The 12,550-nt window shown below is 50.1% G+C and carries 16 protein-coding genes; 11 read left to right on the top strand and 5 right to left on the bottom strand.

Translation table 11 applies throughout. The features are described 5' to 3' along the window. The first annotated feature begins 165 nt into the window (after window positions 1-165). From CVV44_06640 to CVV44_06605, 8 genes are all read left to right on the top strand, one after another. Window positions 166-1,779, top strand: coding sequence for a hydroxylamine reductase (locus CVV44_06640; protein PKL40134.1), 1,614 nt, complete (start codon window positions 166-168; stop codon window positions 1,777-1,779). Between the two features lie 901 nt (window positions 1,780-2,680). Continuing rightward, the gene (locus CVV44_06635) at window positions 2,681-2,929 is read left to right on the top strand and encodes a CopG family transcriptional regulator (protein PKL39893.1); all 249 of its coding nucleotides are present in this window, start codon (window positions 2,681-2,683) and stop codon (window positions 2,927-2,929) included. Further along, on the top strand, window positions 2,910-3,338 hold the full coding sequence (locus CVV44_06630) for a pilus assembly protein (protein PKL39892.1): 429 nt from the start codon (window positions 2,910-2,912) through the stop codon (window positions 3,336-3,338). The genes CVV44_06635 and CVV44_06630 overlap by 20 nt, the downstream gene beginning before the upstream one ends. A 234-nt stretch (window positions 3,339-3,572) precedes the next feature. Beyond that, the gene (locus CVV44_06625) at window positions 3,573-3,908 is read left to right on the top strand and encodes a hypothetical protein (GenBank protein PKL39891.1); all 336 of its coding nucleotides are present in this window, start codon (window positions 3,573-3,575) and stop codon (window positions 3,906-3,908) included. Between the two features lie 98 nt (window positions 3,909-4,006). Beyond that, window positions 4,007-4,339, top strand: a complete 333-nt coding sequence (locus tag CVV44_06620; GenBank protein ID PKL39890.1) for a hypothetical protein — start codon at window positions 4,007-4,009, stop codon at window positions 4,337-4,339. A 55-nt stretch (window positions 4,340-4,394) separates the two neighbouring features. Further along, window positions 4,395-5,276, top strand: a complete 882-nt coding sequence (locus tag CVV44_06615) for a 4Fe-4S ferredoxin (GenBank protein ID PKL39889.1) — start codon at window positions 4,395-4,397, stop codon at window positions 5,274-5,276. Further along, window positions 5,273-5,980: an amidotransferase gene (locus tag CVV44_06610; protein ID PKL39888.1), complete on the top strand. Its 708-nt coding sequence runs from the start codon at window positions 5,273-5,275 to the stop codon at window positions 5,978-5,980. The genes CVV44_06615 and CVV44_06610 overlap by 4 nt, the downstream gene beginning before the upstream one ends. After that, a complete protein-coding gene (locus tag CVV44_06605; GenBank protein ID PKL39887.1) occupies window positions 5,977-6,348 on the top strand; it encodes a hypothetical protein in 372 nt (123 codons plus the stop codon). Before CVV44_06610 ends, CVV44_06605 begins: the two co-directional genes overlap by 4 nt. Before the next feature lie 261 nt (window positions 6,349-6,609). Here CVV44_06605 and CVV44_06600 read toward each other — a convergent pair whose 3' ends face one another. Together CVV44_06600 and CVV44_06595 are read right to left on the bottom strand one after the other, a co-directional pair. After that, complete coding sequence (locus CVV44_06600; GenBank protein ID PKL39886.1) at window positions 6,610-7,686, bottom strand: hypothetical protein; 1,077 nt, start codon at window positions 7,684-7,686, stop codon at window positions 6,610-6,612. A gap of 113 nt (window positions 7,687-7,799) precedes the next feature. Next, entirely contained in the window at window positions 7,800-8,714 is a 915-nt protein-coding gene (locus CVV44_06595) for a hypothetical protein (protein PKL39885.1), read from the bottom strand. A 357-nt stretch (window positions 8,715-9,071) separates the two neighbouring features. Between CVV44_06595 and aroF the strand changes: the two genes are divergently transcribed. Then, window positions 9,072-10,085, top strand: a complete 1,014-nt coding sequence (gene aroF, locus CVV44_06590) for a 3-deoxy-7-phosphoheptulonate synthase (protein ID PKL39884.1) — start codon at window positions 9,072-9,074, stop codon at window positions 10,083-10,085. 304 nt (window positions 10,086-10,389) lie between these two features. On the opposite strand, the gene CVV44_06585 is transcribed toward aroF, so the two are convergent. The 3 genes from CVV44_06585 to CVV44_06575 are packed head-to-tail and all read right to left on the bottom strand — an operon-like array spanning window position 10,390 to window position 12,006. Further along, the gene (locus CVV44_06585) at window positions 10,390-11,250 is read right to left on the bottom strand and encodes a hypothetical protein (GenBank protein PKL39883.1); all 861 of its coding nucleotides are present in this window, start codon (window positions 11,248-11,250) and stop codon (window positions 10,390-10,392) included. Then, window positions 11,219-11,587: a dinitrogenase iron-molybdenum cofactor biosynthesis protein gene (locus CVV44_06580; protein PKL39882.1), complete on the bottom strand. Its 369-nt coding sequence runs from the start codon at window positions 11,585-11,587 to the stop codon at window positions 11,219-11,221. Before CVV44_06580 ends, CVV44_06585 begins: the two co-directional genes overlap by 32 nt. Before the next feature lie 26 nt (window positions 11,588-11,613). Further along, complete coding sequence (locus CVV44_06575; protein PKL39881.1) at window positions 11,614-12,006, bottom strand: hypothetical protein; 393 nt, start codon at window positions 12,004-12,006, stop codon at window positions 11,614-11,616. A gap of 33 nt (window positions 12,007-12,039) precedes the next feature. Here CVV44_06575 and CVV44_06570 point away from each other — a divergent pair, with 33 nt between their 5' ends. Both CVV44_06570 and CVV44_06565 read left to right on the top strand, forming a co-directional pair. Further along, window positions 12,040-12,234, top strand: coding sequence for a hypothetical protein (locus CVV44_06570; protein ID PKL39880.1), 195 nt, complete (start codon window positions 12,040-12,042; stop codon window positions 12,232-12,234). A gap of 58 nt (window positions 12,235-12,292) precedes the next feature. Next, complete coding sequence (locus CVV44_06565; GenBank protein ID PKL39879.1) at window positions 12,293-12,511, top strand: hypothetical protein; 219 nt, start codon at window positions 12,293-12,295, stop codon at window positions 12,509-12,511. Window positions 12,512-12,550: the final 39 nt, after the last annotated feature.

Genomic DNA, 12,550 nt, shown 5'->3' with positions numbered 1-12,550 from the left:
CTTTTATTATAGGCATAAACAGTTTATTTCCCCTGTACACTCTTCGATCAAGAGTTTTTTCACGATGCCGTTAAAATATCGGACATAGTGACACGAGAAAAGAGAAACGGGCTGTAAATACTGCTATATTATCACTATTATTGTTTAAGGAGATATACCATGAGCATGTTCTGTTATCAATGCCAGGAAACGGCGAAAAACGAGGGATGCACCGTGCGTGGCGTATGCGGCAAGACGGCCGATACGGCAAATTTGATGGACCTTCTCATCCATACCCTGAAAGGAATTTCCCTGTACGCGGAAAAGGAGGGCAAGGCCGATGCCTCCGTGGGATCATTTATCAGCGGCGCTCTTTTCACCACCATCACCAATGCGAATTTTGATGAGGCGCGCATAGCATCGCTCATCACCGAGGCCCTGAAGGTTCGCGATGCCGTGAAGGGCGGAGGTGCAGTTATCGCCCATGATGCAGCCTCATGGTCCGGGAACGGGATTGATGCGTTCCGGGCAAAGGCCGTGTCGACGGGCGTTCTTGCAACGGAAAACGAAGATGTGCGTTCGCTGCGGGAACTCCTGGTTTACGGGCTCAAGGGTATTGCCGCCTATGCGCATCACGCCGAGGTCCTGGGATACCGGGACAGCGCCATCGATGCTTTTCTTGTTGAGGGTCTTGCTTCAACCACGAAAGACCTCACTGCTGATGAAATGGTGGCCCTGGTGTTAAAGGCCGGTGATGTGGCTGTGAAGACCATGGCGCTTCTGGATCAGGCCAATACGTCGACCTACGGCAATCCCGAGATCACCAGCGTCAATATCGGGACGCGCGCCAATCCGGGAATTCTTATATCAGGACATGATCTGAAGGACATGGATGAACTGCTGAAGCAGACCGAAGGCACGGGCGTCGATGTCTATACTCACGGCGAAATGCTCCCGGCGAACTACTATCCGACTTTCAAAAAATATAAGCATTTTGTGGGCAACTACGGCGGCTCATGGTGGAAGCAGCAGGAGGAATTCGAATCCTTCAACGGGCCCATCCTCATGACCACGAACTGTATCGTGTCCGTGAAGGATTCATATAAAGACAGGATATTTACCTCGGGCATGGCGGGATATCCCGGCGTGAAACACATCCCGGAAAGAAAAGCGGGCGGCGCCAAGGATTTTTCTGAAATTATAAAACTGGCAAAGACCTGCAAGGCCCCGGTGGAGATAGAGAAGGGAAGCATTACCGGCGGGTTCGCCCATCACCAGGTTTTGGAGCTGGCCGACAAGGTCGTGGAGGCCGTTAAGTCCGGCGCCATCAAGCGATTCGTTGTTATGGCGGGCTGTGACGGCCGGCAGAAGGGACGCAGCTACTTCACCGATGTGGCGCAGGAACTTCCCGCCGATACGGTCATCCTCACGGCGGGATGCGCCAAGTACCGGTATAACAAGCTGAACCTGGGAGACATCGGCGGTATACCGCGCGTTCTCGACGCCGGGCAGTGCAACGACTCCTATTCGCTGGCCGTCATCGCCCTGAAGCTGAAAGAGGTTTTCGGCCTGGCCGATATCAACGAGCTTCCCATCTCCTATGATATCGCCTGGTACGAGCAGAAGGCCGTGGCCGTGCTCCTGGCGCTGCTTGCCCTGGGAGTAAAGGGTATCAGGCTCGGTCCCACGCTGCCGGCATTCCTCTCGCCAAACGTGGCCAAGGTTCTGGTGGAGAACTTCGACATCAAACCTGTAGGGGCAGTTGCCGATGATGTGAAAGCCATCATGGCAGGGAAATAGCGGTGTCTGGCCGTTATTAACGGCGGGTGAATTTATGTCCCGGTGGAGCCGGGACTTGGCTCTTTGCAGAAGGGGCGCGAGCGCGGCGCCCCTCCTGCACCACCCCCGGCCGGCTCACGGCATCCGTGCCTTCGCCGGCACTTCCAACGTCGTGTTGGTCGCGTTCGCTCAGACGCCGCGAAGGGCTTGAGACTCTCTCTTTCAGGTAACTCGTCCTGTGCGGCCTGCGGAGGCACATCCTGTGCCGTCCTCGGCCGCTCTCGGACATCCATGTCCTTCGCGGCACTTCCCACGTCCTGTGGGTCGGCCGCAGCCACCGCGTTCGGACATCCGTGCCCTCGCTTTCGGGTGGCATTTGTTTCACCACACCATTTTGTGTATCAAAAATACCTGTTTTCAAAGATCGAATAAATGACTGAGCTATATGTTTAAAACCCTGTGCGGGTCCGTTATGCTCTTTGCTATTAATACGCGTCGGGATGATAAAAATTAAAATTATTTTTCCGTTTCTTGCCGAGGTTAAAATTTTTTCTACTTCTGGTCAACCTTTGAAATGTGATAGTTAGAGCATGGACGCATCATGTCAGGAACATGGGAGGAGTAACGGAGGAAGAATGGAGGAGCAACGGCGCAGCAACGGAGGAAGAATCCACGGGTATGGCCACAACCTGGCCGGGGATTTCGGGATCGGCGGGTGTTGACAGAATTTTTATTTAAAACAGGAAAATTGATTTAATGGCAGGGAACGGGATACGTATTGTACTGTAGGAATGCATGTCGGCAGGAGATATGGGCCGCCTTTCCTGCCTGAAATTTCACATTTTTTTGAAATATTTTAGTAATAGAATTGACTTTTCATTGGTATTGTAATACTTTATGTATTACATCAAGGAGTTAAACAATGATTTCTTTAAGACTATCTACAGACTTAGATGACAAATTAAATCAAATCGCAAAAAATGAGAAGATTTCAAAATCTGAAATTGTCAAAAGAGCTCTTGTTCTATATTTCGAAGATTATCAGAAAACACATTCACCGTATGATTTAGGTTCTGACCTTTTCGGAAAATATGGCAGTGGCGATGGAAGCTTGTCACAGAATTATAAAAATATTCTGAAAGGAAAATTACGTGAAAAACATTCTCGTTGATGCTGGTCCATTAATAGCCCTATTTGATAAGGACGACAAATATCATATTTCTGTAGTTTCATTTCTTAAACAATTTAAAGGACACTTAATCACAACCTGGCCGGTCATTACTGAAGTTACACATTTATTGAGCTTTAATATAAATGTTCAGATTGATTTTTTAGAATGGCTAAAACGGGAAGCAATTACTATTATTAATTTAGAAAACAACCACCTTGAAAGGATAATCCAACTATCGAAAAAGTATTCTGATGTCCCAATGGATCTCGCAGACTCATCTCTGATTATAATCGCTGAAATGACAAATATAAATGAAATAATTACAATTGATTCTGATTACTACATTTATAAAACAAAGAATAAAAAGACCTTGAATAATTTACTTTTACCTTTTATCAATAACCTATAGAGCTTTTGACGTGCCACCCATTTTCTGTACCATCAAATGAGGTAAATCTCATGCCATTCTCTCAATAAATTCATAAGGTGAAAGTCCATTTAAACTGCTATGAACTCGTTCGCTGTGAACGGAGGACCAACCTTCCCAGGGGATTTCGGGATCGGCGGGTGTTGATGGTTTTTTTATTAAAAATAGGGAAATTGTTTTAATAGCGGAGAACGGGATACGTATTGTGCAGTAGATATGTCTGCCGTATTAACGTCGTTTGTCTATAGCAGACAGTTTTTGAGTTTTGCAGAAAGATTCTTTTTCAAAATCAATGATGGCTTCATGGAGTCACAAATAAATTATGAAACCTTTGCTTCCTTTTGGTGCTTATATTTCGGCCTAATACTTTTTCCCTTTGGTGTGCTTCTTGATATTGTTGAAAAGAGAAATATAATACCTCCTTTCGGCTTTATATTGACGTATCTTATAGTAATTTTAATTGGCGTTTATATGATACCATACGGGGGAATGACGATATTAATGTTACCACATGGAATTTTTATGCTAATAAAATATAGAAAGAACAAATAATATTATGAGTTACTTGAACAGTGATGGTAATAACCTGACAGTCGCCTGAAATTACCGGTAATCAAATATTAACTAACAAAAGGAGTTCCACCTAAAACATGAAATTACTCTGTCCAAAATGCTCAAAAGAAATGAATTTTTTAACATTCATGACTGCAATGACGCCCTGGCATCTTACATGCAAGCACTGTAAAATAAAATTGAAACTGGAAAAATATAAAAAGCGAATTATGCTTTTCATCATTGTTTTTGCAGGAGTAATTGGATTTTACATTGGCTGGATACATATTTCTTTAAAAATGTTTCTTTTAGTAGCTTTTTCGGCGGTCATGGTTTTGGAAATTGCCGTGTTTTTCATCGTTAAACTGCTGAATATAAAACTTATAGAAAGAAAAATTCATCTTTCCTCCCCAGTTGACCTATGTCAATGAACCTTCTTTACAAAATGGATATACTTCTGATATCATAGTAACAGGAGATACATCCATGAAACGCCAGATAATACATATTGACCATGAAAAATGCAACGGGTGCGGGCTCTGCATTCCCGATTGTCCCGAGGGGGCTTTGCAGCTCATTGACGGGAAGGCCCGCCTGGTGAGCGACCTTTTCTGCGACGGCCTGGGGGCCTGCATTTCCACCTGTCCGCAGGACGCCATCCATATCGAGGAGCGCGAGGCCGAGGCCTATAACGAGAGACGGGTCATGGAGAATATCGTGAAGCAGGGAGAAATGGTCATCCGTGCCCACCTTGAACATCTCGATGCGCACGGTGAGACGCGTTTCCTGAACGAGGCTCTGGAGTATCTTGTTGAGCAGGATATTGCCGTGCCGGAATTCGGGAAAAAGAAGACCCCGGCGCACCAGGCCCAGGGACAGGCTCATCAGCATGTCCATAAGCATATCCACGCAGGAGGCGGAGGATGTCCCGGCGCCGCGGCCATGACCATCGTGAGAGAAGGCTCCGGAACCGGGGAGGCCGGGCAGGCCGGGCCCGTTGCGTCGCAGCTTCGCCAGTGGCCCGTGCAGCTCAAGCTTCTCAACCCGGCAGCGCAGTATTTCGACAACGCGCACCTGCTGCTGGCCGCCGACTGCGTGCCCTTTGCCTACGGCGATTTCCATAACCGGTTCCTAAAGGACAAGATCGTCATCATGTTCTGTCCGAAACTGGACCCCTATGTTGAAGAGTATGTTGATAAAATGACGGCCATTCTGACTACCCATGAGATACAGTCCATCACGGTTCTGCACATGGAAGTTCCCTGCTGCGGCGGCGTGAACATGATACTGAAAAAGGCCATGGAGCGAGCGGGGAAAAATATTTTCGTAAAAGATTATACCATTTCCATAAAAGGTGAAATAATTTGAGAGCGCATTGTATCCAGCATGTCCCCTTTGAAGGACCGGCCCATGCGGCGGTGATTCTGCGGGAGCTGGGCATGCCCCTGTCGGGCACCCGGGTCTATGCGGGCGAGGCGCTTCCCGATCCGGGCGGCGTTGAATTTCTTCTCGTCATGGGAGGGCCCATGGGCGTCCATGACGGTGACCGGTACCCCTGGCTGAAAGAGGAGATGCTGTTTATTGAAAAGTGTATTTCCCGGGGCGCCACGGTCCTGGGCATATGCCTGGGAGCGCAGCTCATCGCCCATGTTATGGGCGCGCAAGTGCGGAAGAACCCGTACCGGGAAATCGGCTGGTTTCCCGTGACGTCAGTTCCTTTAACCGATACCGGTCCGGCATCGCGTCTCGTTCTGCCGCAGCGCTTCACGGCCTTCCACTGGCACGGCGACACCTTCGATATTCCCCGTGGGGCCGTGCACCTGGCCCGCAGCGAAGCCTGCGAGAACCAGGCCTTTATCTATGATGACCGGGTCCTGGGCCTGCAGTTCCACCTGGAGTCGACGCCCGAGAGCGTGGATCTTCTCATAGAAAACGCCCGTCATGAACTGGACGGCAGCGCCTGGGTCCAGGATGCCCGCGAATTGTCGCGCCGTGACTTTTTTAGTGAATCGAACGGGCTCATGAAGGATATCATGGAAAATTTAGTGAAAGGGAACACCGTGTCGTTATGAAGGGGGAGACTGCCCTTATCGATGAAAAAATCAAAAAGGACGTCGATGTGCTGGCGGATTTCATCGCCCTGTACTGCGACGCGAAACACGGAAACCTGCCGCGGGAACCGGTAAGAACCGCCGGTGCCATGCAGATGTATCTTGGCGCGCGGGAAATAACGCTCTGCGGGGACTGCCGTGCGCTCCTGCTTCATGCCGCTTCAAAAAGAATCATCTGCCCCTATGACCCGAAGCCTTCCTGTAAAAATTGCGAAACACACTGCTATGAGCCGGCCTACCGGGACAAGATCCGCCAGGTCATGAAATTTTCCGGAATGCAGATGATAAAGAAGGGCAAACTGGGCCTGCTGAAGAAATACTTTTTCTGAATTTAAAACAGATAGCAAAAAATAGAAATAATTACAGGAAGGGCGCGAAGATCGCGAAGCAGGAACGTGTTAAAGGAAAAAGGAAATCTACTATCGTCGGATTAAAAACCCCCTCCGGGGGTGTCGCTCAGGGATGCATGAATTGACCTTGCATATTTGCGCCGGGGGTAACCCCCTCCGGGGGTGGCGCCTGTAGATTCATGAACGGATCGAGTGCCTGCGCCGCGGTGAACGCAGGATATTTAATCAAAAATATTTACATCACGCCGCAAAGAAATAGAGGATAAGCCAGGTGGCCAGGCCCGGGAACAGGCTGTTGGTGATATTGTCACAGAGATACCGGGAATAGGCGTCGGTATAGATGAAGACCAGGGCGCAGACAAGGGCGATCACCACGGAAATTCCCGGGAACCCACCCGTAACGGGATAATAATGAAAGAGGACGATTATGCCGATGAAGGCCGACAGGGCTCCGGCTATGAGTCCCTCGTAGCTTTTTTCCGGATATACGCCGAAATGAATCATTTTATGCTTTCCGAAGCTTTTCCCCACCATGCTGGCCATGGCGTCGGCCACGGCCGATACAATGGCGGCCGCGAAGAGGACGTGAACCCGGGAGTTGATGAAGAGCATGAGCGTGAGCAGAAAGGGAACGCTGGATATGAGGGTGTGCGCCTCGGTGCGGGCCTCCAGTGATTTGCCATACCACTTTCTCCCCCACTGGGGAATGTACTGGAAGGCGTACTGGCGATACAGGTCTCCCGTGGTGAACATGAAAACGAAGAACATGGCGGCCAGGACATAGAGAAAGTTCCGGAAGGCCAGGGGAGTGAGGCCCCACTGCGCGACCGTTGCCTCCATGCGGAAACTCATTTCGTGGATGCCGATCACCAGGGCCAGGAGTATGAAGTGAAGGGCCTTCCGGCTCAGGTCCTTCAGGATATCCTTTGAATTGTCTTTTTTATATTTCTCATCCAGTTCTTTCAAAAAAACAGCGTAATTGCGGGTGAGGACCGGATCATTATCAACGAGTGACGGGTTGCGTTTCACCTTGAGGTATGTGGGCAGCATGTTGAAGAGATGGAGCCAGAGATTGCTGATGATGAAGGCCAGGAGCATGTACCCATACAGCCTGTTGTGCATCCCTCCTGTTATATTCATGCCCTTGAAAAGAAAGAGAACATAAAAACCCACGATAAAGAATTCCAGGACGTAGAAGAGTTCGGAATACTGTATGATTTTTTTCTCCGGCTTACCCCAGGTTAAAATGACCTGGTAGAGCATGACGGCACTGAAGAACCATAAAAATGATGCGTTTATGAAGGCAAGAGTATCCATATAAGCTCCCTGAGAATATAAGTTGTCCTGCGGCGAATTGTAACTCTTTTGCACAGAACATAATTTGTGTCAATTAATTTATATAAGGCGATGGATGGTGGATAGCGGAGGGTTTATTGTCTCAATTTATCAATCTCTTCCATGGACAGTCCCGTGATATCGGCTATATCCTCGCGGGAGTAACCCCTGCGGAGCATATTCAGGGCCGTTTCTTTTTTGCCGTTCAGGATGCCTTTCTCAAGGCCTTTCTCTATACCTTTCTCAATACCCTGTTGTATCAATCTCTCAGCAGTAGTCATGGCAATGTCTCCTTTGTCCGCCGAAATAAGTCTGTCTATGGAATCCCTCACCTTTTCCGGTTGAATGTCGTTAACCGCAAAAAGGTAGAGAAGCATTTTTTCAATAATTTTCAGGCCCGAATCCTCAAAGAACAGGTCCCTTGCAAGTACTATGAATTTCTCAAGAATACAATCATCCTGGAAATTCCGTATATGCTTAAAAGTATAGAGCAGAACCTTCATTGTCAATGAAATAATCATATCATCAATGTTCCTGCTCTGCAAGTTAATGAGCTCATACCTGAAATCGGGGATATATCTGCGAAGGACCGGCTTCAGTTCCCGGGGAAGGCGGAAATCATCGAGGAATGTTTCCGGTACTTTCCATTTGCCGGTTCCATGGTAGAATACCAGGGGGATGACGGGAGTCAGTTCTTTCATATTTGCGTACAGCTGCGTAAGATATCTTAACAGCTGTGCGAAGAGATGTGCGTCATGATAGGATTTATGCTCGAATAAAATATATATTTTTATCCGGCTTCCCTTCGTGAGTCCTGTTGAAAAAAGAATATCGGAATGATACTCCCTCATAGCTTCATCGATGAATGTCCCGCTTTCATGGACAAACTTTTTCCAGTCAAAGAGCGACGTGACCTGAGGAGGAAGGGCCAGCGATATGAGTTCCCGGGCTTTTTCCGTGTCCGTGAATACTTCCCGGAAGAATGTATCGTGGGGATTTTGTATGCTCATGCAGATAATACGTTTGGGGCGGGATTTGAATGAAATATTTTTTACAGTGGTTTAATAAAATGAAAGGATCTGGAAATTTTTAATTGACAAAGGGGGATGTTTGCGTTCATGGTTTTCTCACTGGAAAAAACCATGAACGCAACAGTTTATTACAACAACCACAAAAGCTATTATTATTTTTGGTATTTTTATTTTAACTGGGCTCGTCTGTAGCCTTTGTGGATATTGTAATACCATGAGGCCGCAGGCGGGAAGCCGGCGGCCTTCTTCGTTTCAGGGAATCCCCCTCAGAGAATAAAGGCCGCCACCCTCCAGGCGGCCTTCTTAATACGGCAACCAACCAATTGGAGGAAGACGATGATAGTTCTGATGCAGGAAAACAGTCCGGGCAGTACGCAGGCCCGCAGGGCCATGCTGGAGGAGCGGGGATACCGCACCTATTCTATGGAGACCACGAAGGGGCCGATTTGCGCCGCCCTGAACGTGAAGGAGAACGATCTCCTGGCCTTCAAGCCCTATTTTGAGGACTATCATCTGCTTTCATGTGATACACCCTATATCCTGGCGGGCCGCAATCTCAAGGACACCGACACGGTCATCACCCTGCCCGGCGGCGGCACTATCGGCGGCGGAAGCCTCTGTGTTATGGCCGGGCCCTGTTCTATCGAGTCCGAAGACCAGATCAGGCAGACGGCCCTGGCAGTAAAAGCCTCGGGGGCCACGGTGCTGCGCGGCGGGGCCTTTAAGCCGCGCACCTCTCCCTATGCCTTCCAGGGCATGGGCGGCCGGGGCCTGGACCTGCTGCGTAAGGTGGGCGACGAGGCGGGGCTTCCCGTCATTACCGAGGTCATGGACCCCGAAGACCTGCCCCTCGTGGAGGAATACGCCGATATTATTCAGATCGGCGCGCGGAACTGTCAGAATTTTTCCCTGCTGAAAAAAGTGGGCCGCTCGAAAAAACCCGTTCTTCTCAAGCGCGGCATGATGGTCACTATTAACGAATTTCTCATGTCGGCGGAATACATCCTCTCCGAGGGAAACATGAACGTGATTCTCTGCGAGCGGGGCATCCGCACCTTCGAGACCGAGACGCGGAACACCCTGGACATATCGGCCATACCGGTGCTGAAGCAGAAGACGCACCTGCCCGTGATTGTTGACCCTTCGCATGGCACGGGGCACTGGAAACTCATATCGCCCATGTCAAAGGCGTCCGTGGCAGCCGGGGCCGACGGGCTCATGATCGAGTGCCACAATGACCCGGCCCGGGCCCTCTGCGACGGCGGCCAGTCCCTGCGGCCCGACAAGTTCGACGCGCTCATGAAGGAACTGCGTCCCCTGTGTACCATGATGGGCAGGGAACTGGTGTAGTTTTAAAGAAAAGAAAATGCAACCAAAGGGGCACTGAGGCACAGGGGGGTTTAATCAGGGCGACTGTGTTCGGGGGATGTCTCAGGAAGTACGCGCAGCCCCCGGCGGATAGATTATATGTGAATTAAAAATTCCTGTCGCCGCCCCCGGAGGGGGCCGAGGAATTTATAGTGATTGAATAAAAAATATTTGCCAGGAGCGCAAAGATACCGGTTCTATAATTGAATTAAAAACCCCTTGAAGGGGTGGCGGGAGTTTGTTGTTCATGAAAGGAGATTTATTCGCCGGGGTCTCTGCGGCGATATTACCTGCCCGCCGTGAAAAAAAAGTACCGCCAGAGCCCCGCGTCGAGGCACTCCTTCTGGCGCGCCAGGGCAACGGTGTGCAGAAGATATGACTGAGGAACCTCGCCCTTCTGGTACCGCAGGAGGGCCGCGGGGAGGGTTTCCTTTGCGCCGTCGTGCATGAGGCTGCTGCTTTTGTAAATGAGTTCGGTCTTGTCGTGATGCTGAAGGTCCCGGAACCCGGCGCGGGCCAGCATGATTTTAAATTCTTCAATGCCCGCCAGGTTCGGCATGGCCCAGCCCCGGAGCCACTGGTTCAGCATTTCTTTCTCATCTTCCGTCATCTTTTTATCCGTGAGAAAAAAATCCGACACGAGAAGGCGCCCGCCTTTTTGCAGCAGGCGGAAGGCCTCGCGGACAAAATCGTTCTTGTCCGGAGTGTGGCACACGCTCTCCAGGGCCAGGACGCGCGAGAAGGACCCGTCGGGGAACGCCGTGTCCGTGAAGTCCATGAGCTCGAAGCGGGGCCGTTCTTTGTCTGGCAGGTTCTCCGAGAGGAGCAGGGCCTGGCCGTGCAGCACCGGCGAAAGATTGATGCCCGTGACCCGGGCGCCGGTATGCCGGGCTATGTACCGGCACGTGCCGCCCGAGCCGGACCCGGCGTCAAGGACCGTGTCCCGCGTGGAAATATCGAGCTCCTTTATTATTTCCTTTACCGTGTTGACCAGGGATTCCTCGTGGTCATTGGTGCCGGGAAGCCAGAACCCGTAGTGCATGTGGTCCGGGGACCAGCCCGCGGCATAATCACCGTAATTTTCGTCGTAGTAGCGGACGAAGTCTTCGCGCTTCTCAGTCATGATGGCAGTCGTGGCCGTGTTCATGGTGCGAGCAGGTTACGCCCGAATCGCTGAGCTTTCCCTGGAGCCATAATTCAGCGGCGGTGCGTACATCGCCGGAACATCCCCTGAGCACGTCGATGCCCTGGGCGTTGAGAACATTCACGGCACCGCCGCCCATGTTGCCGGCCAGGAGCATGGTGACGCCCATATTGGCCAGGGTCCCGGCGATGTCGGACTTGCAGCCGCATCCCGCCGGCGAGGGCACGATTTCTTCTGAAAGTATTTTTTTGTTATCGTCCACGGTGTAGACCGTGAAGCATTCGCAGTGGCCGAAGTGGCCGTCGATGTTTTTTCCCTGGGTGGGCAGTGCGATTTTCATTTTCTATTCTCCTTGTTGTTTGGTTGTTATGTTTTTTTGCTGCATTTCGGGCAGGCGACCCTGCCGTCACCGTCACAGGGCCCTTCGAAATAGCGGTGGCACTGTTCGCAGCGAAGGCCCGGCGGAGAAGCCATTTCCACGTCGCCGCCCTTTATCCTCAGGGTGCATCCCTGGACAAGCATGTGCGCCATCTTGCCCCGGGCGGAATCGACTATGCGGCCGAAGGTCTGGCGCGACACGTTCATGCGTGCCGCAGCCTGTTCCTGGTACAGTCCCTCGTAATCGGCCAGGCGCAGGGCCTCGAACTCGTCCAGGGTGAGGACGATCTCCTCGCCCGGTGTTCCCGTGCCGTTTTCAGGCTGAAAACAGCTTGTTACAGGCCCGCGGCCGATTCTTCTGCAGCATTTTGGTCTGGTCATGCTCTGTCCCCTGTATAGGACAGTTATGGGCATATGCTCAATATAAGTCAAGAGAAAATTGGATTTTCTGACGGGGAGGGGACAGAGCATGGATGCTGCAGCAAGGGGGTCAGAGCCCTCTATGGGCAGTTTTTCCCTAAAAATGCAGGGAAGGCTCTGACCCCTGTTGAAAAAGCATCTTCAATGCTAATAAAAATTCTGTTCGTGCTATTTTCATTTGACAAATGAAAATAAATCTATAAAAATTTGTCCAAATTTAAATAATCTAATCTGTGGGGGGCACACTATGTCAGATTTTATGGATTTCGTGGTAAAGGCGGCGGCAAATCCCAAACTGGGCAAGGAGCTGATTGAAAAGCTTGAAACAGTAAAATCTGTTGAGGAACTGGAAAAATGGTTCAAAAGTAAAAAATATTACATTGCACAGGAAGACCTGGACAGGATTTTTGATAACCGGAAAACTTTGCAAGATATGAAAGATGTTACTGTAAAAGCTTCATACTAGATTTATAGATCTACAATAGACCGGCTAAATTTGTAGATA

The organism is Spirochaetae bacterium HGW-Spirochaetae-1 (assembly GCA_002839375.1).
In the GTDB taxonomy this organism is placed as follows: domain Bacteria; phylum Spirochaetota; class UBA4802; order UBA4802; family UBA5550; genus PGXY01.
Note: the sequence above shows the minus strand (reverse complement) of the source record. Positions and strands in the feature narration are given on the sequence as shown.